Origin of the sequence: Lysinibacillus sp. Bpr_S20, from assembly GCF_023337835.1 — a bacterium.
Lineage (GTDB): Bacteria > Bacillota > Bacilli > Bacillales_A > Planococcaceae > Lysinibacillus.
The window spans coordinates 1-23,499 of sequence record NZ_JALNLQ010000013.1; the positions used below are offsets into that span (position 1 = coordinate 1).

The 23,499-nt window shown below is 38.3% G+C and carries 20 protein-coding genes and 1 rRNA gene; 12 read left to right on the forward strand and 9 right to left on the reverse strand.

Features of this window, described 5'->3' with window-relative positions; translation table 11 throughout:
* Window positions 1-76 (forward strand): 5S ribosomal RNA (rrf, locus tag MWJ95_RS24765); the annotation flags it as partial.
* A gap of 155 nt (window positions 77-231) precedes the next feature.
* Here the strand turns inward: rrf and MWJ95_RS21680 are convergent.
* Window positions 232-903 (reverse strand): LytTR family DNA-binding domain-containing protein, encoded by a 672-nt coding sequence (locus MWJ95_RS21680; RefSeq protein WP_249076165.1) that lies wholly within the window; start codon window positions 901-903, stop codon window positions 232-234.
* 214 nt (window positions 904-1,117) lie between these two features.
* Here MWJ95_RS21680 and aceA point away from each other — a divergent pair, with 214 nt between their 5' ends.
* The 6 genes from aceA to MWJ95_RS21710 all read left to right on the forward strand — a co-directional run bounded on the left by aceA (window position 1,118) and on the right by MWJ95_RS21710 (window position 8,203).
* The gene (gene aceA / locus MWJ95_RS21685; protein WP_249076164.1) at window positions 1,118-2,401 is read left to right on the forward strand and encodes an isocitrate lyase; all 1,284 of its coding nucleotides are present in this window, start codon (window positions 1,118-1,120) and stop codon (window positions 2,399-2,401) included.
* 111 nt (window positions 2,402-2,512) lie between these two features.
* A complete protein-coding gene (gene aceB / locus MWJ95_RS21690) occupies window positions 2,513-4,111 on the forward strand; it encodes a malate synthase A (protein ID WP_249076163.1) in 1,599 nt (532 codons plus the stop codon).
* 419 nt (window positions 4,112-4,530) lie between these two features.
* A complete protein-coding gene (locus MWJ95_RS21695; protein ID WP_249076162.1) occupies window positions 4,531-4,926 on the forward strand; it encodes a GntR family transcriptional regulator in 396 nt (131 codons plus the stop codon).
* Between the two features lie 3 nt (window positions 4,927-4,929).
* Complete coding sequence (locus MWJ95_RS21700; protein ID WP_249076161.1) at window positions 4,930-6,027, forward strand: DUF1648 domain-containing protein; 1,098 nt, start codon at window positions 4,930-4,932, stop codon at window positions 6,025-6,027.
* 134 nt (window positions 6,028-6,161) lie between these two features.
* Window positions 6,162-6,833 (forward strand): response regulator transcription factor, encoded by a 672-nt coding sequence (locus tag MWJ95_RS21705; RefSeq protein ID WP_249076160.1) that lies wholly within the window; start codon window positions 6,162-6,164, stop codon window positions 6,831-6,833.
* The gene (locus MWJ95_RS21710; RefSeq protein ID WP_249107255.1) at window positions 6,833-8,203 is read left to right on the forward strand and encodes a sensor histidine kinase; all 1,371 of its coding nucleotides are present in this window, start codon (window positions 6,833-6,835) and stop codon (window positions 8,201-8,203) included. Before MWJ95_RS21705 ends, MWJ95_RS21710 begins: the two co-directional genes overlap by 1 nt.
* A gap of 582 nt (window positions 8,204-8,785) precedes the next feature.
* Here MWJ95_RS21710 and MWJ95_RS21715 read toward each other — a convergent pair.
* Window positions 8,786-10,723: an SEL1-like repeat protein gene (locus tag MWJ95_RS21715; RefSeq protein WP_249107223.1), complete on the reverse strand. Its 1,938-nt coding sequence runs from the start codon at window positions 10,721-10,723 to the stop codon at window positions 8,786-8,788.
* A 197-nt stretch (window positions 10,724-10,920) separates the two neighbouring features.
* Between MWJ95_RS21715 and MWJ95_RS21720 the strand changes: the two genes are divergently transcribed.
* The 4 genes from MWJ95_RS21720 to MWJ95_RS21735 all read left to right on the forward strand — a co-directional run bounded on the left by MWJ95_RS21720 (window position 10,921) and on the right by MWJ95_RS21735 (window position 14,811).
* Window positions 10,921-11,628 (forward strand): glycosyltransferase family 2 protein, encoded by a 708-nt coding sequence (locus MWJ95_RS21720; RefSeq protein ID WP_249107224.1) that lies wholly within the window; start codon window positions 10,921-10,923, stop codon window positions 11,626-11,628.
* A gap of 124 nt (window positions 11,629-11,752) precedes the next feature.
* The gene (locus tag MWJ95_RS21725; RefSeq protein WP_053993550.1) at window positions 11,753-12,013 is read left to right on the forward strand and encodes a metal-sensitive transcriptional regulator; all 261 of its coding nucleotides are present in this window, start codon (window positions 11,753-11,755) and stop codon (window positions 12,011-12,013) included.
* Between the two features lie 234 nt (window positions 12,014-12,247).
* Window positions 12,248-13,402 (forward strand): transglutaminase domain-containing protein, encoded by a 1,155-nt coding sequence (locus MWJ95_RS21730; RefSeq protein WP_249107225.1) that lies wholly within the window; start codon window positions 12,248-12,250, stop codon window positions 13,400-13,402.
* Between the two features lie 104 nt (window positions 13,403-13,506).
* On the forward strand, window positions 13,507-14,811 hold the full coding sequence (locus MWJ95_RS21735; RefSeq protein WP_249076156.1) for a transglutaminase domain-containing protein: 1,305 nt from the start codon (window positions 13,507-13,509) through the stop codon (window positions 14,809-14,811).
* A 46-nt stretch (window positions 14,812-14,857) separates the two neighbouring features.
* Here MWJ95_RS21735 and MWJ95_RS21740 read toward each other — a convergent pair whose 3' ends face one another.
* The 5 genes from MWJ95_RS21740 to MWJ95_RS21760 all read right to left on the reverse strand — a co-directional run bounded on the left by MWJ95_RS21740 (window position 14,858) and on the right by MWJ95_RS21760 (window position 21,375).
* The gene (locus tag MWJ95_RS21740; protein WP_249076155.1) at window positions 14,858-15,805 is read right to left on the reverse strand and encodes an N-acetylglucosamine kinase; all 948 of its coding nucleotides are present in this window, start codon (window positions 15,803-15,805) and stop codon (window positions 14,858-14,860) included.
* Window positions 15,802-17,316, reverse strand: coding sequence for an argininosuccinate lyase (gene argH / locus MWJ95_RS21745; protein ID WP_249076154.1), 1,515 nt, complete (start codon window positions 17,314-17,316; stop codon window positions 15,802-15,804). The genes MWJ95_RS21740 and argH overlap by 4 nt, the downstream gene beginning before the upstream one ends.
* 27 nt (window positions 17,317-17,343) lie before the next feature.
* A complete protein-coding gene (locus MWJ95_RS21750) occupies window positions 17,344-19,065 on the reverse strand; it encodes an ABC transporter permease (protein WP_249076153.1) in 1,722 nt (573 codons plus the stop codon).
* A gap of 12 nt (window positions 19,066-19,077) precedes the next feature.
* Entirely contained in the window at window positions 19,078-20,148 is a 1,071-nt protein-coding gene (locus MWJ95_RS21755) for an ABC transporter ATP-binding protein (protein WP_249076152.1), read from the reverse strand.
* 123 nt (window positions 20,149-20,271) lie between these two features.
* A complete protein-coding gene (locus MWJ95_RS21760; protein WP_249076151.1) occupies window positions 20,272-21,375 on the reverse strand; it encodes an extracellular solute-binding protein in 1,104 nt (367 codons plus the stop codon).
* Between the two features lie 202 nt (window positions 21,376-21,577).
* Between MWJ95_RS21760 and MWJ95_RS21765 the strand changes: the two genes are divergently transcribed.
* Window positions 21,578-21,808 carry a hypothetical protein gene (locus MWJ95_RS21765; RefSeq protein WP_249107226.1) on the forward strand — a complete coding sequence of 77 codons (231 nt, stop codon included), beginning with the start codon at window positions 21,578-21,580 and terminating at the stop codon, window positions 21,806-21,808.
* Between the two features lie 188 nt (window positions 21,809-21,996).
* Here MWJ95_RS21765 and MWJ95_RS21770 read toward each other — a convergent pair whose 3' ends face one another.
* A complete protein-coding gene (locus MWJ95_RS21770; RefSeq protein WP_249076149.1) occupies window positions 21,997-22,914 on the reverse strand; it encodes an EamA family transporter in 918 nt (305 codons plus the stop codon).
* 18 nt (window positions 22,915-22,932) lie between these two features.
* Window positions 22,933-23,496, reverse strand: a complete 564-nt coding sequence (locus MWJ95_RS21775; protein ID WP_249076148.1) for a GNAT family N-acetyltransferase — start codon at window positions 23,494-23,496, stop codon at window positions 22,933-22,935.
* Window positions 23,497-23,499: the final 3 nt, after the last annotated feature.

Below are 23,499 nucleotides of genomic sequence, written 5' to 3' on the forward strand. Positions count from 1 at the left end.
CGAACACGGAAGTTAAGCTCTTTAGCGCCGATGGTAGTTGGGGGCTTCCCCCTGTGAGAGTAGGACGTCGCTAGGCAATCTAAAGTCTGAGTATTTTCCTCAGGCTTTTTTATTTTTTTAGGCTGTCTTATACAACAAATGTATAGGACAGCCTTTTCTGTCAGTTCGCAGTGTGTTACAGCAACAACTGTTTACTGTGCGACAGCAACAACAATTCGCCAAGGTGAAAATCTAGAATTCAAGAGCGTTTCGAAGATTATTCAAATAAGATTGGCTAACGGGTAGCTCACTGCCATCCTTTAGAGTGACAATAAAATTTGAAGTAAGATCACGAGCCATTTTTTTTATGAAATGAATATTAACAATATAAGATCTATGAATGCGAATAAATGATGACGGTAGACGCATTTGAAGTTCTTTCAGTGTAATACTTGTTTTAAATTGTTCTCCCTCCACATAAAACCACGTTTTTTTCTGCAGGCTTTCAATATGAGAAATTTTTTCAATTGCAACAGGATTCCATTCTTCTTCTTTCTTTCCAGTTAAAAATTGAAAAGGCTCTAGTTTCTTTTCGGTAAAAGTTGAAGGTAAGACTACAACGAGTGCTGCAGGCACATCGATAATATTTATAGGGTAACCTATCCCATAATACGGTGTTTCAAATAATGAATTATCTAAAACGGCGTCTGTTCGTTTCCTCGTACGCAGTACTTGCTCCGCAATGCTTCCCGATTGTACTTGTTGGCCAATTTCCAAGTTAATGTTTTGATGTCCAGAATGAAAATAGATATAGGAGTTTTCAGCAGCAATTGCAATGGATGAATTGGCTGGAACCCAGTCTTTTAACATTGAAATAAACTGTTGTGAAATATCTTTTGGCAAAGAATTAAACTCATTGTTCATTGTGAATATCCCCCTTGTTTGTAAACAGTTTACCAAATTTCGTCGCTAAAAAAAGCGGTTTCATCATTAAAATTTGGTATTTTATCTAAAAATAATGAAAATTCAGATGTACTGTTATATATTAATTTATAACAAATAAACCTGTTATGGAACAGTAGATTAAAAGTTTTTTAACAGAGTATATTGTATACAAAGGGGAAGGTGGAATTTCAATATGTCAACACGTCAAGAAAAAATCCAAGCATTAGAAAAACAATGGGCAGAGAACCCTCGCTGGGCTGGTATTGAACGCGCATATTCAGCTGAAGAGGTTGTTAAGCTACAGGGATCTGTTGTACTTGAACAAACTTTAGCAACTAAAGGTGCGGCTCGACTTTGGAACTCTTTACACGAAGAACCGTTCATTAATGCATTAGGTGCATTAACTGGTAATCAAGCGGTACAGCAGGTAAAAGCAGGACTAAAAGCAATTTACTTATCAGGCTGGCAAGTAGCTGCTGATGCTAACCTTTCTGGTCAAATGTACCCTGACCAATCCTTATATCCAGCAAACTCTGTACCAGCAGTAGTTAAGCGTATTAATCAAGCTTTACAACGTGCAGATCAAATTGATCATGCAGAGGGACGTGTTGATCAGTTTGATTGGTTTGCTCCAATCGTTGCAGATGCTGAGGCTGGCTTCGGTGGTCCTCTAAATGTATTTGAGCTTGTAAAAGGTATGATTGAAGCTGGAGCTGCTGGTGTTCACTTAGAGGACCAATTAGCTTCTGAGAAGAAGTGTGGTCACTTAGGCGGTAAAGTTTTACTTCCAACACAAAATGCTGTTCGTAACTTAATTGCTGCCCGTCTTGCAACAGACGTAATGGGTGTTGAGACAATTTTAATCGCTCGTACAGATGCTGATGCTGCTGATATGGTAACATCTGATATCGACCCACGTGATGCTGAGTTCATTACTGGTGAACGTACTCCAGAAGGCTTCTTCCGTACAAAACCAGGCATCAAACAAGCGATTGCTCGTGGTTTAGCATACGCACCATATGCGGATCTAATTTGGTGTGAAACTTCTAAACCATCTCTTGAGGAAGCTCGTGAATTTGCGGCAGCTATTCATGCTAAATTCCCAGGTAAATTGCTAGCATACAACTGCTCACCTTCATTCAACTGGAAAGCAAATTTATCAGAAGAAGAAATCGCAGAGTATCAACGTGAGCTAGGTAAATTGGGTTATAAATTCCAATTCGTAACATTAGCTGGTTTCCACGCATTAAACCACTCAATGTTTGAGCTTGCACATGATTATAAAGACAATGGGATGGCTGCATATTCTAAGCTACAACAAGCTGAGTTTGCATCAGAATCAAAAGGCTATACAGCTACACGTCACCAGCGTGAAGTAGGTACTGGTTACTTTGATGATGTATCTCAAGTTATCTCTGGTGGTACTTCTTCTACAACAGCGATGGCTGGTTCTACAGAAACAGAGCAATTCGTATAAAGTTTCATAAAGTACGCGTATTCCTAAATTCATAATCATAGATCAGTCTCCCTCGCTCCTCCTAAAGCGGGGGATGACTACTTAAAATCGCAAAGGTGGGGGAAACAACTAATGGAACAAGCAACAACAGGTAAGCTTAAAATTGTTGGGGAACAAAACGAGCAAACAAAAGAAATTTTAACACCAGAAGCCCTTGAGTTTGTTCTTGCCCTGCATGAAAAATTCGATGCTCGTCGAAAAGAGCTGTTAGAGACTCGTCAAGAACGCCAAAAGCAACTTGATGCAGGTGAGAAACTCGACTTCTTACCAGAAACAAAGCATATCCGTGAGGGAGATTGGACAATTGCACCACTTCCAGAAGATTTGCAAGACCGCCGTGTAGAAATTACAGGACCTGTGGACCGTAAAATGGTTATTAATGCATTAAACTCTGGCGCAAGAATGTTTATGGCATGCTTTGAGGATGCATCTGCTCCGACATGGGAAAACATGATTGGCGGTCAAATTAATATGCGTGATGCTATTAATAAGACAATTGAATTTACACAAGCATCAAATGGTAAAACGTATAAATTAAACGACAACACAGCTGTGTTATTAGTTCGTCCACGTGGTCTTCATTTACTTGAAAAGCATGTACTAGTGGATGGCGAACCGATCTCTGGTAGTTTCTTTGATTTCGGTCTGTATTTATTCCACAATGCTAAAAATGCATTGGCACAAGGTACGGGGCCTTATTTCTATCTACCGAAGCTTGAAAGCCATTTGGAGGCACGCTTATGGAATGATGTCTTTGTGTTTGCACAAGATTATATTGGGATTCCACAAGGGACAATTAAGGCTACTGTATTAATCGAAACAATTTTAGCAGCATTTGAAATGGATGAAATTTTATATGAACTGCGTGAACATTCAGCAGGTCTAAATTGTGGACGTTGGGATTACATTTTCAGCTATATCAAACGTCTCCGCAATCAACCGGATGTAATTTTACCAGACCGTGGGCAAGTAACAATGACTGTACCATTCATGAAGGCATATACGTCTTTATGTATTCAAACATGTCATAAACGAAATGCTCCTGCGATGGGCGGTATGGCAGCGCAAATCCCTGTTAAAGGGGATGATGATGCAAATGCAGTAGCGTTTGCAAAGGTTGCAGAAGATAAACGTCGCGAGGCAACAGATGGCCATGATGGTACTTGGGTAGCACACCCGGGTATGGTTGCAACTGCAATGGAGCAGTTTGATGCGATTATGACGACACCAAACCAAATCCATAAAAAGCGTGAAGATGTAAATGTTATAGCGGAAGATTTAGTAGCTGTTCCAGAAGGGACAATTACGCTTGAAGGTCTTCGTATTAACTGTAGTGTAGGGGTTCAGTACATTGCTTCTTGGCTACGAGGCAACGGAGCAGCACCGATTAACAACTTAATGGAGGATGCTGCAACGGCCGAAATCTCTCGTACGCAAGTGTGGCAATGGATTCGACACCCTAAAGGTATCTTGGATGATGGTCGTGGTATTACATTGTCCTTTGTACTAGACATCCTGGAGGAAGAGCTTATGAAAATTAAAGAGGCTGTTGGGGAACAAGCCTATAACAGTGGTCGCTATGAAGAAGCTGCTGAGCTGTTTAAATCTTTAATTGAACAAGACGAATTTGTGGAATTCTTGACACTTCCAGGTTACGAAAAATTAGCTTAACTTGCTGCTGAGGCATAATTAGTTTAAGATACGAATCTACTAATTGAACATATCTAAACTTTCCTAAAGTGCTGTGGACTAAACTCGAATGGAGTCCACCTTATTCCACTAAGTACGAGCGGGGTCTGTTCCCCCGTTCGAGTACAGAAAAGTGAGCGCGGTGACAAAAAGGGGTCTATTAATAAGAGTAAAGAGATTTATATGGGGTGAAAGATGCCTTACGAGCTTAGATGGGGAGCTTGTAAGGTGTTTTTTTATCTTATTATTAGTTCAGAAATAACTACAGTTAAAAGGGGATGTCTCGATTTAAACTTGAGACATTTCCTTTTTCTATTGTTCATACATTCAATCTCTTTCTTTATGCACAAAGAATGATTATTTGTTATATTGTTTATATAACAATCACGGAGATGATATGAATGTTTATACAAATAGAGCCACAATCTGATGTACCAATTTATGAACAGGTAACACGACAAATTATGGAGGGAATTGCAAGAGGTGAAATGAAACCTGGAGATACTCTACCATCTGTACGTAATTTAGCTGCTGATCTGGGTGTAAATATGCACACGGTTAATAAAAGCTATCATGAGTTAGAGGAAAAAGGAATCATCACAATTAGAGCCAAATCAGGTGCTATTATTCGTTCAACAGAGGAGCGATCGTTAACTCCTGAACAATTACAACAAATTGAAAAAAACTTAAAGCCTGTTGTGGTAGAAGGAATGGTGCTCGGCGCAACAGTTGAGCAAATCGAGCACATGATGAAAAAGGTTTTTTCCGATTTACAAATACCTGTAGAAGGGGTGTAGCACATGCTACTTTTCGTTTTTTCAACTGTCTACATCATAACTTTAGCTCTACAAGTATTTGTTCCGTATATAGTACGCGAGACAATCATTTTTGGCGTTACTATACCTGAACAAAATGTAAAACATCTGGCATTACGTAGGATGAAAAAGCATTATGCTCAAATCGTTGGAATTTCTGGTATTGTGTTATTCATGGTAATGATCGTTAGCTATGAATACTTTGCACTATCTGAGTTCGCGCAAAGTATTTTACTACTTAGCTGCTTATTTGCAATGCTTGCAATCAGCATGACCTTATATTGGATAAACCACCAAAAGGTTTCCAAACTCAAAAAGGAAGAGCAATGGGGTTTGACTATCAAACAAGTGCGTGCAGTTGACTTAACGGCGCGTAGTCGTGATGAAATGCTTCCGTGGCCGTTCTATGTAATCCCTTTTGGCGTTACGGTGTTTTTAATTATCTTTACTTTCCTCCATTATGACCAAATACCGGATCATATTGCTGTGCACTGGGGACCTAACGGTGAAGCGGATTCTTGGAGAAGCAAAACATATTTTACTGCGGTTTCACTGCCGCTTGTTATGCTGATGATGCAATGTATGATGTGGGGAAGTGTAGATTCTATAAAGCGTTCAGCAATCAAGTTGGCTGTTAATCGTAAGGAAGAATCATTGGAAGATCAGCTAAAAAGTCGAAAGTATATGAGCTGGAGCATTATGTTATTAAGCTATGCTTTTACTATATTATTTACAGTATTACAGCTAAGCAATATCTATCCTTCAATGACTACAGGAAAAAGACTATTACCGGTATTTATTTTGTTCTTATTGCTTGTTATTGGATCAGTCCTTATTTACGCATGGAAAAAACGTAAGCTGAGGGTGAACTATGGAGACAATGTGGTTTCAGAAGTAATGGATGTTGATGAGGACCGCTATTGGAAGGGCGGATTAATTTATATAAATCGTCAAGATCCTTCCGTTTTTGTAGAGAAACGCTTTGGGGTCGGTTGGACGATGAATTTTGCAAATCCACGAGGCTATATCGTAATTGGCTTGCCGTTATTTATATTGCTATTGATTTCTTTTTTTTCGTTATAATATAAACATGGAGTTATTAAAAATTCGTTACATTCCTGTAAGCGATCATTGCAAGACTTGCAGATCGTCCGTGAATGGGGCGGATTTTTTGTTAAAGTAGTGACCGGAAACAAGTTGGATGGAGGTAAACCTGAATGAAAATTCTCGTTGTAGATGATGATGTACATATTTTACAGCTAGTGGATATTTATCTGACAAGAGAGGGCTATCAGGTAATACAGGCGGAAAACGGACAACAGGCCCTGAAATTACTTGAAGGAAACTTGCCTGATTTGGCTGTTGTAGATATTATGATGCCGGGAATGGATGGTTTTACATTAACCAAGACATTGAGCACGGATTACGATATACCTGTATTGTTATTAACAGCAAAAGGCGAGCTTGAAGACAAGGAACGAGGATTTTTGGCAGGCTCAGATGACTATGTTGTGAAGCCTTTTGAACCTAAAGAATTGCTGTTCCGCATAGCCGCGATATTGCGTAGATTAGATAAGAAAAATCAGGTAACCATCCAGGTAGGCAGGATCGTGATTGATCGTCGAAGCTTTGAAGTTGTCATTGGGGAAGATACACTTGTTTTACCTTTAAAGGAATTTGAACTATTGGCATTACTAGCATCTCGCCCGAATCAGGTGTTTACACGTAGCTTTATTATGGAACAAGTGTGGGGCTATGACTACGATGGAGATGAACAGACTTTAACTACACATGTGAAGCGGATTCGTGAGCGTCTGCATCGTTATGAAACAGGTGTTGAGATTACAACGGTGCGCGGCGTTGGCTATAAGCTTGAGGTTATTACATGATGAAAACGTTATATAGTAAATTTGTTGTCACGACGATACTCGTTATGATTGGTAGCTTGTGTATCGGCTTTTTAGCGACGAATATTTATTATCATCAAGTTGTGAAGGAAAAAAATGATGCTAAAAATGTGAAGATTGCGCAAGATATTGCGACATACATTGAATCGTCTAAGCCTGACGATTTAAATAATTATTTAACGACTCTCGGTGAAATAGGTTATCAAATTTATGCAACAACTGATAATGAAGGACATTTCTACGGTGGTGAGTATCGTGATAAAACGCTATCGTCCAATACAGTCAAGCATGTCTTAAACGGAGAAATTTATCATGGTATGCGTGATTTCCCTAAAGAAACTTTTGTAACAGGCTTTTTTGCGAATGAGTTAATTAATACGATAGGTGTGCCATTCACTTATGAAAATAAGCAGTATGCGCTGTTTATTAGGCCAGATATTCGCTTGTTGTTTTCTGAGGTACATACGATACTTGGTGGACTTATTCTTGCGATGACAGTACTTAGTCTATTGGCAATGCTACTTTTTGCTAAGGCTTTAATTCGCCCTATTACACAACTAACAGAAGCAACTAATCAGCTTGCACATGAAAAATTCGATACGCTACTAGATATAGATCGAGCAGATGAGATTGGACAATTAGCGGTTAGCTTTAATGTTATGACAGAAAAATTACAAGAAAATGATCGAATGCGTAAAGAGTTTATTAGTAATGTGTCTCATGATTTTCAGTCGCCATTGTTGAATATTCAAGGCTATGTAGATTTACTAAAGAATCCCTTGCTGACCGATATGGAAAGGCAGGAATATACAACGATTATTGAGCTAGAAACGAAGCGTCTGTCGACATTAACGAAGCAATTACTATTACTAACGTCACTCGATCAATCTACAAGGTTGCTAAAGTGTGAACCTTATCGTTTAGATGAGCAATTAAAGGAAACCGTAAGAAAGTATCGCTGGCAGCTTGAAGAAGCTAATGTACAATTATCGTATCAGCTTGAACCAGTAACATATGATGGTGATGCAGGGCTATTACAAAATGTTTGGGATAATTTATTGACGAATGCCATTAAATATAATGTCGAAGGTGGAGAAATTCATATTCATTTGCAAGAATCCTCAACTTCAGTTGAAGTGCTCTTTGAAGATAGTGGCATAGGAATGACCGCTGAACAACTACTAAAGGTATTTGAGCGCTTTTATCGAGTGGATACGTCTAGAACTAAGCAAGGTACCGGGCTTGGACTAGCCATTGTGAAGCAAATTGCTGAGCTACATGGAGGATCGGTTCATATGGACAGTGTTATGAATGCTGGCACAAAGGTCCGTGTTCACTTACCAAAACTGTAATGAGGAGTTTATGAAAGTTCATGTTCACGGGATAAACTGCTGACTAAGTTATAAAAGTTTAGGGGGTTATCTTATTGAACAAAAATGGGGTATACGCCTGTATGTGGTTCTACAATTTAAATCCATTTAATTTAGTAGTACGTTCACAATGATCTTCTTTATAGTAGGTGGAACAACACTATTAATTAGCTTTGCTTTATTCATCGTTGTAACATTTATGGTGAATCAAACAAAGAAATGAAAAACTAGAAAATACCGTGTCACTGTCGTTATGGGGTGACACGGTATTTTTTAGGAAAAATAGCTTTATTCGGTTCATTACTAAAAGTTAGGGATGACTTTTGTTAAAACATATGTCATACATAAGTTGATTGGAGTGGAGGTTGGGCGACTCCTTGGGGATCAGCGATATAGAGGAACGAAGGCTAAAAGCATCACGTCCTGTGATAACGCCTTCGTGACCAGCATCCTATTGGCCCGAGACCCTGGAGCGAGCAAAGCGAGTGAAGCGGCTCATCGGACGCCCCCAGGAAAGCGCCCAGCCGGAACGGAAATCAACCTCACGTTAGGCTAATAAGCCCTTTATTTTAAATTTTCAAGAGACTTTTTAAGCCATTTTGTTGCCTCAGTATAATCCTGAGCAACACCGTGTCCTTTTTTGTAAAGCATACCAAGCTGGAATTGTGCTTTTTGATGCCCTTGATTGGCAGCCAGTCGATACAGTTGGGCAGCCTTCTTAAAATCCTTCGGCACCCCTTGTCCATGACTGTGCATTTGGGCTAATTGATATTGTGCTTTGGGATGTCCTGTAGCGGCAGCTTGTTCAATCCATTTTGCAGCCTCAGTATAATCCTGATGGACACCTTTGCCCTTATCAAATAAATTACCGAGTTGATATTGAGCACCTGAATGTCCTTGGATGGCTGCTAACCGGTAGCAGCGCCGTGCCTCTTCTAAGTCCTGTTCGAGCCCCAATCCGTGCTCATATAATAACCCTAATTGATATTCAGCCTGAATATGGGACTGATCAGTAGCAGCTCTCCACCATTTTACTGCTTCGACATAATTCAATTCAGCTTCATATAATAATCCGAGCTCGTACTGAGCATTAGCATAACCCTTTTCAGCGGCCGCTTTGAAGTGAGGAAGGGCTTTCTCAGGTTGCCGAAGATGGTATACAAAAATACGTCCAAGTTCAAAGCCTGCGCTAATATGTCCCTTGGTAGCGGCTAACTGTAACCATTTTTCAGCTAAAGTTATATCGTTTTCTTTAACACAGAGCATACCGAGACAGTACTGAGCATTTAAGTGTCCTTTGTGTGCTGCGAGCTTAAACCATTTTATAGCCTCTAGGTGATCCTGAGGAATACCTTGTCCAGTGTTATATAGCATGGCCAATTGAAATTCTGCATTTGTATGGTCTTGAAGAGCAGCTAAATGGAACCAACTTGCAGCTTCTTCAAAATCTTGCAAGATGCCGCGGCCTTTAAGATACATATAACCAAGATTATATTGAGCACTTGCATCTCCCGCTAATGCAGCCATTTCAAAATAAGCTATAGATTCCTCATAGCTTTGCTCAACGCCAGTTCCGTTATGATAAAGGAATCCAAGATTATTTTGGGCGCTTGTATTGCCTTGATTCGCCGCTAGCATATACCATTTTGCAGCCTCAGTAAAATTTAGTGGCATACCAAGCCCTTGATTATATAGGACACCTAGATTGTACTGAGCATCTGCGTTCTCTAAATGGGCAGCAGCTATATAATATTTAGCGGCTTCCTCATAATTTTGTACAACACCATGACCTAAATGATAGAGCACGCCTAAGCTATAAAGCGCATTTCCATCATTTTGCGCAGCAGCGCGTTCATACCACATTTTTGCAACTGCATAATCTTTCTTAACACCACGTCCTTGATTATAAAGAGCACCTAAATTATATTGAGCACTTGCATTCCCTTGTTTTGCGGCAAGCTCAAACCAATGGGCAGCACTTTTATAGGCCTCGGTTGACTGGTCATTTTGAAGTAGCATATTTATATCAAAAACTGAAGTCATATCTTCGAAGTGGGAGCCTTTGCGAATCAATTTTTCCTTTAAGCTACGGTCATAGCGTTCGATAAACCATTCTACAATATCACTTATATAATCGAGAACAATTTTTGCTGCCTTTACTTCCACAACTTCACTACTATTACTAGAAGTCATTTTACTTACAAGATTCATTAATAAATAGATACGACGTGGATGAATTTTTGCAACAAAGCTACGATCATTAAGTAATGATCGAATATTTTTTAGTTTCGGTTCGGAATGCATTTGCAACTTATAAAGCTCATATAAAATTTTCTCCAGTACAAGGAGTGAGTTTTGTAGAGATAGAGCTGGCTTTGCAATGGCAAGCTCGCTAGCATTCTGTAAATTTTTTGCCAGTTCAATGAAGCTCAAAGCTTTTAATTTCTTACATTGATCTTGGAGAATTTCATATTGTATGACGATAGAACTCACCTCTCTCATAAAGTTTCTCTTTTTCTTCTCATCCTCGAAATCGGGATTGATGTCTTCTTTTTTCATATATCGGGAAAATAGCGTTATTGTTGAATTGTCCGCGTTACGTGATACTATGTGGTATAAGGAGATTTGTAGAAATTCGAGGTAGCAATTACTAAAAAGTGCATATGCCAAAGTTTTATGTTATCCGGGGGATAAAAATAATGAAAAATATTGCAGCAATTATACCAGCATATAATCCACAACAGTCACTTATAACCTATGTCCATCAATTATTAGCCACTACCATTAGCCAAGTTATTATTGTCAATGATGGCAGCGATCCAAAATATACAGTTGTTTTTGAGGAGTTGAAAAAGATTGACTGCTGTCGAGTGCTAGAGCATAGCAATAATATTGGTAAGGGAGGCGCACTAAAAACAGCCTTTGACTATGTAATGGCTCAAAAGGAGAAATTTCAAGGTGTCATTACAGTAGGCGCTCATAGACAGCATACTTTACAAGATGTAACGCTAGTTTTAACAATGACAAAGGTATTTTCTGAAGGAATTGTGTTAGGTGTACGAAACTTTCATTCAGCAGACAGCACGTTTTTATCATATTGGGGTAACCGTGCAACAAGTTTGTTTTTTGAAATCCTCTATCATAGAAAACTAATGGATACACAAACAGGTTTACGGTTTATTTCTTTTAATGAGCTACCATGGCTAATAAAAGTAAAAGGTGAAAGATATGACTATGACACGAATATGTTGGTTGCTGCGCTTAAAAGAAAGTGTCCCATTTTTGAAGTAGAGATAGGTCAGTTACGAATAAAGAAAAATACAGTTATACAGTATGATGAAATAACAAATGCAGGGTCAATTATTGCGAAAATGCTTATGAATTATTTAAAACCAAGGAAAAAATAACGAATACGTTAAAGCCTCCGGACGCAATTATGGCGAGGCATAAATGTTTGAAATAATGTGCTAGATAAAGAATAATAATTACTCAAGAACGTAGCGAGTATGGAAAGAAGGAGCAATGATAATGATGGAATATTCAGATCAAGTAAAAAACCGTGTAAAACGAATGGAAGGTCAGCTACGTGGAATTTTGAAAATGATGGAAGAGGGAAAGGACTGTAAGGCAGTCATTACTCAATTATCTGCAGTACGTTCAGCAGTAGATCGTACAGTTGGTGTCATTGTAAGTACGAATCTTTTAGAATGTGTACAAAATGCTGAAGGCGATGGCGAGAAAATGAATGAAGCGATTCAAGAAGCAGTAAATTTAGTCGTAAAAAGCCGTTAAAAAAAGAGAAGTCTATCTATAGAAAATCCACTTTTAAATAAGTGGGTTTTCATTTTTTTGCAAATATATAGTTCGATTCGATACTTATATTTTATAAATGGGATTTTGTGCCTATGCATTGTGTTTTGCATAAATGGTTAAAAGTCACAGTTAGTGAACTTGTCCGATAGATTTATAGTCCTTTCCTTTGTTATTCTAATTACAAGAATATAACAAATGGTAAGGTGATTTATTGTGAAAAGATGGATAATAAGCGGTGCCGCATTACTGATGTTAAGCCCAACAGCAGCTTATGCTCAAAATGCAGATACTCGTTCAGTAAATACTTCCTCAGCGATTGCTTATCATGTAGTAGCTAATACGAAAGTATCTACTTGGGATCAATTCACAGCAGAAATCGTGAAGCAATTAAATAATTTCGCTCCGGAAATTAAAATTACATATAGTGGACCAATGACTGATTTTAAAAAGAAACTTATGGAGTCCTTTGAAAAAGCAAAGGGGCAAGCAGTCTATGCGAGTGAGCATATGGAAAGTACATCTATTTCTACAGACTCAACAGGCAATGTACAGTTTAATGTGAAATATTTGACAAACCAAACACAAGAAGTAGCCGTACAAAAAAAGGTTGATCAAATAGTAAAAACGATTATTAAACCTTCTATGACCGAATTCGAAAAAGTAAAAGCGATTAATGATTATATTGTGTCAAATACTACATATGGTACTAAAACAAAGGCTAGTTCCCATAGTGCTTACGCATTGTTAATGGAAGGACAAGCAGTATGTCAGGGCTACGCGTTAACAACTTATAAAATGTTGAAACAAGTTGGATTCGATGTAAAGTATGTTGTTGGAAAAGTTAATGGTAACGAGGTACATGCATGGAATTTAGTAAAGGTGGATGGTAAATGGTATCATTTAGATACAACATGGAATGATCCATTACCAAATCGTTTTGGCACTTCTTCGTACGATTATTTCTTAGTAACAGATGCACAGCTTAAGAAAGATCATAAATGGATCGCCTCGAATTATCCTGCTGCAACAAGTACAAAATATAGCTATATGCAAAATGTCCATTTTGCCCATCAGGTTAATAAAACATTGTATTTTAGTAATAAGGCAGATAAAGATAAATTGTATAAGCTTGATTTAGCAACTGGTAAGAAAACAAAGGTCATTGATAAGCGTGCCTTGTATATTACAGGAGCGGATAACTTTTTATATTTCAGTGATTACAGCAATAGTGGTTATTTAACAAAATTAAATCTTAAAACATTAAAAACTGAGGTGCTAGTGAAGCAAGCGGTTACTGATTTAAGAATTAATGATAAGTATTTAGTTTATAGTGTTAAGGGGAAAGATCAGAAGCTTAAAATAAAATAAGATTCAAATATCCCTATCTATTAAAAAATGAAAGCACAAAAGGACTTCTAAGTGAGTTCTTTGTGCTTTTTTTGTATATAATGAAAACAGGAACACGGTTGGAGGTGAGGATTTTGTGGAAAAAACTAGCTATTATCGTAATGATCATTATTTTTATTGACCCTATTTATACGGCTGGTAAAGCAGTTGTACAACAAGTGATCACTTGGGCAAATAATGATGAAATAGAAACGATGCTTCTTTCGACAAAGGAAAAAATCATAGACGTTACTGCAAAGCTTTCAGAGAATACCTCCATTGAAACGGCCACACCTATAGAAGAAAGTTCTGAAGAAGGGGTAGCCGCTACAGCTCCTTTAGCCAAAAAGCCTGAAGCAAAGTTAGTTGTAACAAATGCAAAGGAAATGGCTGACGCGATGTATGCGTACTACAGTAGTTTTTCACCTAATTTTGAGATTAAATATAAAGGCGATACAAAACGGATTGAACAGCTAGTGGAAGAAGCCTATGAAAATGCTATAAAACGAGATGATTATGTATATGGACATATTAGTAAACATTCAATTCGTTTCGAATATGGAAGAACAACGGCCAAAATATTTGGGGAGCAAAGTTATTTAATGACACCAGAGCAGGCAGCATTCGTTGGCATGAATGTGCAAGAGATTGTAGCCTCTATCAATAAAAAATCATTAAGTGATGTTGAAAAGGTTAGGGCTGTTAATGATTATATTGTAACCAATACCGCCTATACGGATCAAACGAATTCAAGTCCACATAGCGCTTATACAGTGCTTGCAGAACATGGTGGCGTTTGTCAGGGCTATGCATTACTGGCTCATTCGATGTTACAAAAGCTAGGTATAGAAACAAAATATATAGTGGGCTATGTCGGACAGGAAGGACATGCTTGGAATTTAGTAAAACTGGATGGTCGATGGTATCACCTCGATACAACATGGAATGACCCGGTGCCTGATCGTAAAGGGGCGGTTCGCTATCAATATTTCTTAGTGGATGATAGAACGATGGCAAAAGATCATACGTGGATTGCTAAGGACTACCCGAAGGCTACAAGTACAATGTATAACTACTTTCACAATATAGATTTCGCTACACAGGTAGGGCAACAAATATTTTATAGTAATATCTCTGATGATAATAAATTGTACGTGCTTGATGTAAAAACAGGGAAATCGAAACGAGTCTCTAATTCACGTGCACAGTATATCGTTTATGCAGATGGCTGGTTATATTTTAGTAATTATTCACACGGAGCGTATTTAACGAAAATTCGTCCGGATGGAAGCGGGGAAAAAATATTAAATAGGGAAGAAACGAAGGATTTGTTTGTGCAGGATAGCTATTTATATTTCACGACGAATGAACTGAAAAAAATGCCGCTTTAACTTTATCAACGAATAATTACTTGCCCAAAATGAAGAGCCTATGACATTACAAACTGTCATGGGCCCTTTTTGTTCGTTCTATAAGATAATGGATGGGTTGATGCTGGCATAGAGAAACTTCAATTTGCGGATATTTTGATTTCATTTCCTGTACAAAGGTTTTAAAAATTAATGGATTATGCTTAATGGCACCACCATTACAATAAAGGCGAAATGCTCCACTTTGATAACCAGCTTTCCCTAATACAGCGCATGCAAGGAGTACTAATTCATGGGCAGCGCGCATTGATATTTGAATGGCACATGAATCCTTTTTGGTCACGGCATCTGCCAAAAATACTCCCATTTTTGCAAGCTGCGCGTTCGTGTAAGATGGACGGAAAAGCCATGAAGCTAACTCTGTAACATCTTGGATCCGTAAAAAATCATAGACAGCATCTTTTAATATGGTTGGCTCACCGCGGCCATCTTCCATGCGGAAAATAGCTCGGATAACCTCTTGCCCTAACCAATAGCCACTGCCTTCATCTCCTGCACGATGCCCCCAGCCTCCAGCACGTACTATTTGCATACCATCGAATGCATACGCAATGGCTCCTGTTCCAGCAATGAGTAATGCACCTGCCTGTCCAGCAGTAACACCAAGTAAAGTGGCTTGTGCATCATTTTCTATAAGTAGCGTTTCTATTTTTAATTGTAATGCCGATACAGCATTATGAATGATTGCTGATACGACTTCATGATCTTTTGGGGAATCAATCCCAGCCATTGCAAAGGTAGCAACCGCAATATTCGAATCATCTTGCTGTTGCAAAAAGTGCTGCACATTTGCTAATAATGCTTGCAATATTTCTGTTGCAGATGCAATGCCGATTGCTTGATAATTCGAGCCGCTTGTTGATGTTGTATATTTTATTTCACCAGACTCGGCATGTACGAGCGCACATGCCGTTTTTGTAGCACCACCGTCAATAATAAGTAGCCATCCCATCATTGATTCCATTCCTCTATAATTACTGTTAATTGTTTTTCTGCCTCAACAATCAGAGATTCCTTTACACGAACCCATTCATTAAGATTATGAGAATTTGCCTTGGAGCGTTCGAGAGAGGCTTTCATTGTTGCAGGTGCTGGACCGCCAAGTAAGGTACGGACGCCTACGAATGTCTCTGGTTTTAATGTGTTATAAAAATCTTCCTCAGAAATTTTTAATGGTTTACCAGTAATTAATTTAGATTGTGTATTGGCAAGCCCCCATGTAAGGCTTGCTAGAGATTCTTCGCCATGAGAGAGCAATACTTTAATACATTTACTAACAATACTATGTGCTTGGCGGAAAGAAATCTCTTCAGAGCGCACTAGCGTATCGGCAAGCTCTGTGACATTGGCAAAGCTATTTTCTGCTCGATTTCTTAGTTTTTTCTTGTTTACATCCATCGTGACAACAAGCGAACCAAACAGTTTGTAAATACCTATTAAACGATCAATGGCGCGCCATAAATACGGTTGCATATCATCCTCTGTATCTACGATATCTCCAAAAGGTGTATTATGTACCATTTGTAATACTGTACTAGCATCACCAACAACTGCTGATAGCAATGAGCGTGTATGCTCTATCGAAACAGGGTTGCGCTTTTGTGGCATGATAGAGCTAACTTGCACGTAGGGACTTGCTAGCGTAAAGGCATTGAATTCCTGTGTAGCCCATAGTAAGAAATCTTGGGAGGTGCGGCCAAGATTGAGTGCCGCAAGTTGAACAATACTTGCTGCTTCGGCAATATAATCTGCACCTGCAACAGCATCCCACGCATTTTCGATAATATCATCGAAAGCCAATAACTCACGCATGCGTTCTCGATTAACATTAAAGCCTGTTGTCGTTAATGCCGCTGCTCCCATACTACTACGATTCACCGTTTTGTAGACATGCTGTAAACGTTCAAAATCTCGTTCAAGTTGATCGATGACAGCTTTCAAATAATGCGCAAAAGTAGTTGGCTGTGCTTGCTGCGTATGTGTATAGCCAATCATAATTGTATCCACGTGCTCCTCGGCAGCTGCGATTAAATCATCCCGTAATGTCAGTAATTCACGCATAAGCAATAACAATTTTTTTCTTAACGTCATTCGATAGATGGCAATGCCCATATCATTACGACTTCTTCCAATGTGAAGATTCCCAGCAACATCACCAGCAAGCTCTATTAATTTATTTTCGATGCGGAAAAACAAATCCTCATATCTCGGGCTGTAATCCTCTATACGATAATAATTTAAGTCTATTTTTTTAAGAGCAACGCCAATGTCTTTAGCCTCTTCTTTTTTTACTAGTCCCTGTTCTTCTAACATTTTTAAGTGTGCAATATTGATTTGCAACATGATTGTTAAAAAGTTTTTCTTGGCTTCATCATAAGCCGGCTGTAAGACAATTTTACGATAAATATTAGAGGGGAAGATCTTCCCGTCTTCTTGCTGTGTTTTGTTGCGGAAATCTTCAAACATATTAATTGCCTCCTAGTAGATTAGCAGTTATATGGCCGAACCAGCACTGCCTTTTGATAACTTCTCGGAAATAATAAGTACAATTAAAATTAAACAAATTTGTAAGACACCATATGCACAAGCAGTTCCAAATTTAAAAGAATATAATTTTTGGAAAATCGCCACTGATAATGGGATGGTTGTCGTACTGTAAAGCAGGATAGACGCGACGAATTCACCAAAGCTTTGAACAAGTGCAAGTAGCGTACCTGCTAGAATGCCCGTAAATGTAAGGGGGAGTACAATACGTCTAAATGAATACCACCATGTTGCCCCTAAACTTCGTGATGCTTCTTCAATAGATTGATCTAATTGCACAAGTGATGCGGATGTAGATCGGAAAACGAGCGGTAAATGTCTAATAAAATAAGCTAACGGTAAAATCCAAAACGTCCCGATCAGTACCTGATTAAAGGAGAAAATACTTTCCGTACTAAAGGCTGCGATTAAATTGACAGCTACAACCGTTCCCGGCAATGCCCAAGGAACCATAATTAAAATATCGAGTAATGTTTTACCTTTAAAATTTAATCGTACCATAGCATAGGCTGCCGCAACACCAAAAATGATATTGCCGAATGTGGCAACGAGCCCCATTCGAACAGAGTTCCAAATTGGCCGCCACGTCCGTTCATCGGTAAATAGTGCCTGATAATGATCCAGTGTATAATCTGTTGGGAGAATTTGCGTTTTCCATGCACCATCAACGGAAAATGAAATTAATATAAGCACTAAAATCGGCAAAATTAAGATTAACGTGCCTACGAAAGATGCAATAGTTGCCATAACTTTCATGCCTTTCGAAGACACTTCAGATCGATGAACACTAATACCTTTGCTGAGGTTTTGATAATTTCGGCGATTTTGATACCAGCGCATAATAATTAAAAATGTAATGGACACAAAGGATAAAATCATAGATTGTGTCGCCGCCATATCTAAATTACCATTCGTACGTGATAAATAGATTTGCATAGTCATCGTGCGTTCAACACCGAACATTAAAGGTGCAGTGTAGGATGCCATAGAAATCATAAATACGAGTAAGGATGAGGCAACAATCGAGGGGGTTAACATAGGCAAAATAACCTTTGTCCATACTCGAATACGCCCTGCGCCTAAGCTAGTTGCGGCTTCCTCTAAAGCGGGATCAAGACCTTTGATAGCTGCTGAGGCGGTTAAGTAGAAGTAAGTGTACATAGTGAATGTATGTACTACGATAACCCCCCATATGCCTTTTAATGAAAAAGGTACTTGCTCTAAACCGAATAGGTGCTGAAACATACGTGGGAAAATACCACTTTCTCCATACAAAAATGTAAAGGACAGCACGCCTACTAACGGCGGAAGAGCCATAGGTACCAATACTAAAATAGAGAGTATCCTTCTGCCTGGGAAATTATAGCGTTCCAGTAGAAATGCCATAGTTACACCCACAATTGCACAGCAAATAACGCTAATAACGGATATATAAATACTAGTCCACAATGCTTCAATGTTTGCGGGGCTAGCTATATTAAAAAAATTTTTATAATTAGATAGCGCATGATCACCAGAAAAGCTTTCTGTAAAAGTTTGATAGAACGGGTATACTACATAGGCAAACAACACTAAAAATAAAGGTGCAACTAAAATATAAACAAACCACTTTGAGCTAGTTAGTCGTGTCCATGCATTTCCTTCAGAAGGATTGAGGTGTGTTTTCTCCATGTTTTTACCCTCCTATTCTCCCAAAAAATAAAGTGAATCTTGGGCTATATTTAAGGTGATGTCTTCACCAATTTTTTTAAGTTGACCGTTCATATTGATAATCATTACTTTTAGTGAAAAATCTAGACATTCCACAATGTAGTTCACACTAATCCCTGTAAACTCCACAAAAGTAATTTTACCTGTTAATGTGTTTTCACCAGTGCCTTGATTAATAGATTCAGGACGAATAGAAATAAATACTTTGTCTCCAATCATATGCGTTAAAGTAGGGGAGCTCTGTTGCTTTCGCCCAGTAAGAATAAGTCCACTCGCTGTTTTGGCCTTTATATCATCACCGTTAACGGAATCAATTTCCGCTTCAATTAAGTTTGTCTCACCAATAAAGTCTGCTACGAAGCGGTTAGAAGGTCGATTATAAATCTCTTGAGGCGTACCGATTTGCCTGACGTTCCCATTTTCCATGACCATGATCCGATCTGACATAGACATAGCTTCCATTTGATCATGCGTAACATAGATGGTTGTAACGCCGAGCTCAGATTGGATACGTTTTATTTCAACGCGCGTTTCTTCACGTAATTTAGCATCTAAATTCGACAAAGGCTCGTCTAGTAATAAAATATCAGGCTCTATCACAAGCGCTCTTGCCAATGCAACCCGCTGCTGCTGCCCACCAGATAATTCATTAATTTTTCGCTTACCATATTGCGATAAATGGACAAGTCCTCTAATGCGATCAACCTTTTGCTTGATCTCTGCCTTCGAGAACTTTCGTACTTGTAATCCAAAGGCGATATTTTCGTCTACGGTCATATGTGGGAAGAGGGCATAATTTTGAAATACCATACCGATGTTCCTTTTATTCGGTTGAAGCCTTGTCACATCCAAATCATCAAAAAGAATGTTCCCTTCAGTTGGGAAATAAAAGCCGGCTATCATTCTTAGTGTTGTCGTTTTCCCGCAACCACTTGGACCGAGAAAAGTGAAAAACTCGCCAGCTTTGATATGAAGATCTAAATCTTTTACGCCATGAATTTGACCGAATTTCTTAGAGACATTTTCTATTTTGACACTTTTCAATTGAAACGCTCCTTTCTCGTTAGAAAATTAGTTACATGAAGCCTCGAGCAAAATATACTCGAGGCTTAAAAACATGAACAATATTCATAGATGTCTTATGAGTTACAACCCTTTAGTAATCGGTCACTTTTTTCCGCGGCCTTTAATATTGTTATCCCAATGCTCCATCCATTCTGCTTCTTTTTCAGTCATGAGCTTCCAATCTATATCGAAAGTTTTTAAATCTAATTCTTTATACCACTCAGGCATTGCCGCTTTATCGATATCTGAGCGAGTTGGAATTTGATAGTAATCGTTGGCTAATTGTGTCACCATACCTTTTTCAAATATAAATTCTGTGAAGAGCTTTGCATTTTCTAAGTTTTTAGCATTGTTTACAACGGCAACACCATCCACTAAAATCGGTGCACCACTTTTCGGATAAATATAATCAAACGGATAATCGGTTGTATATTTCTTCAATAAAATATCTTGTAAATTCCATAAGGAAACGCTGCCTTCTTGTCGTGTCATCTTTAAATAAAGTGCATTTGGATCTTGTGTATATTCCTTCGTGTTGGCATCTAATTTTAATAGCCAATCGTAGCCTTTTTCAGGTGAATCCGCACCTTGACGTAAAATCATAGATGAATAAATCGTACGCATCGTCCCAGACGCTAACACACCACGAATTAAAATTTTATCCTTCCACTTTGGATCTAATAAATCGTCCCAATCTTGTGGACCCGTATCTTTCTTTAATACATCACTGTTAATCATAATGACTTCTGGTAGTAGCATTTCACCAAACCAACGGCCATCTGCATCTTTATAAGCTGCGTCAATGGAGTCGCTAAAGCTAGGCTTCCAAGCTTGAAGTAAACCTTCATCGGCGCCGACAGTTAGTGCAGACTGCGTACCGCCCCACCAAAAATCAGCCTGCGGATTTGCTTTTTCACCACGTAGGCGTTCTAAAATTTGCTGTGCGCCCATCGTTAAAAATTCCACTTCAATGTCCGGGTACTTTTCATTAAACTGATCGATTACTTTTTGTACCATTTCTTCATCGCGACCTGTATAGATCACAAGCTTTCCAGATGGTGTAGCTGCCTCATCGGTCTTTTTCGAATCGGATGTTTTGTTGTTATCTGTTGCATCTTTTGTAGAAGTCTTGTTATCACTACTACAAGCAGCTAATACAATAAGCATCAGTACAAGTAAAAAACTGAAGATACGTGTTTTCTGCATAATCTTCCCCCTTCCTAATAGTGAAAAACTTACATACTAACAGTATAATCTATAGACCTTGCAATAATGTTAGAATTATTAAAAAATTATAATTAGATTTATAATAATTAATGAAAATAATAGATAGTAATGATGATTGGGTAAACAAACAAAGAGGTAAAGACTATTAAAATCTATCGAAGGTTAAGAGGAGGTTAAATACATGACAAAAGAAGAATTTGAAGAATTTAAAAGTCTTATTGCAATAGGTGAAGAATTCAATTTCGATTTTAAAAATGATGAGTATTGGATTAGCCATAATGGTGATAAGTCGTTTCTGTCAAGAACCAGAGACCATTATACCCAAGAGTTTAATGGATATGAAGAACTCTTTGAAAAGGCAACGATAGAAGGTATAAAAATTTCTGAACTATATCCAAATTTGAAATGGTAATTTAATCTAACAAGGGTTACTTCAACAACCCTTTACTTTTCAAGAATTTTAGACCAAGCGAAAACTTAACACGTACACAATTCACAGCGTTTATGGACGGAGCACATGGTTGATAAAAGTTAGTATAGAAATAAGGGAGATGTATCAATAATCTGAATACATCTCCCTTTCTTTATTTAGATTAAAATTTACTTACTAGTAGGCTCTAAAGATTGATTCTTTTGTCGTCGCTGCGAAAGTATGGTCGGTAGCATCATACCTAGAATAACTAAAATAATACCCGCTATTTGTAAAAATGTTAAAGGTTCATGTAAAACAATAACGGAAACAGTTACAGCAACAGGTAACTCGATTGCACTTAGAATAGAGGCAAGTGCTCCTCCCACCTTCGGAACCGCTATAGAGAATAAATAAATCGGCAAAATAATACCGAATAGTCCTAATGCTAGTCCGAATTTCCATAAACCACCGGCAAATAATTTACCGTTCCAAAGAACTTCAGGGTTTAAGAAAATACTAATTACGATAAGGGCGACAAAAGAAACAATCATCACGCGTGATGTAGTTGTAATACCTTCCACATGACGAGAGTTAAATTGGATAAAGCAAGCAAAAGTAAAGGCAGCAGTAAAACCTAGTAGCCAGCCTTGAATCGCAATACCGCTTAAATCTACATTGAGTACACCAGCCGCTAAAATAGTTCCAGCAAATAATACAATGATAGAAATCACTTCAGTCCGACTTGGTAAGCGTTTATGCAGTGCGCAATCTATTAATAAGCCGATCCATGTGAATTGGAAGAGCATGACTACTGCCAGAGAGGCGGGAAGATACTTCAATGATTCTCCGTATACAATTCCTGTAGTACCGGTAAGTATCCCGGCGCACACTAAAATGAGCAGTCCCTTTTTAGAAATCTTTGGTAATTGTCTTTGTGTCAAAATAAAAATAGTTGCAACAAGCATAAAGCCAATAATATATTGACTCGATACTGCCTCTCCTGTTGTAAAGCCATGCTGCATAGCTACTTTGACAATTGTCGATAATATACCGTAGCTACTAGAAGCAATGACAATTAAAAGAGGATAAAATAAATTTTTCTTCATGTTTTTTTGTTTCACTTCCTAAAATTGCTTCACCATATGATGAAATGGTTCATCGATTATGGACCATGGCTCTGTAATCACAAAGCCCATACGTTCGTAAAGACGACGAGCGTCCTCTTTTTGCGTTTCAACGTTTAATGATAATTTTGTATAGCCTCGTTTTTGTGTTTCCTCTATGGCGAATTGTAATAATAATGATCCTATACCTTTTCCACGAGCTTCTGGTGCTACACAAATAGTATCAATATAATATTCATCTTCATGTGCCTCTTTATCGATGATGATGGACGGTGCATTTTTTTCTTGAAGCCATTTAACAAGATTTTCATCCATGTGAATAGCTTCGACGCCATTATAGTAAACAAGAATTCCTACTACTTGTTCATTCTCAACGGCAACAAAAGTATTTAAATAGGAATGTCGATTGTCCTCACGCTTGAATAGTACAGTAAGCTCTTGTTCCACTGCTTGAGCTGTATGTTCTCCAGTTAAGCGGTTGGCAATATCACCAATCGCGTCAATAATTAATGGTACAACGGCATGGGCATCCTGTGGTTGCGCTTGTCGAATTGTAATACTCATTGT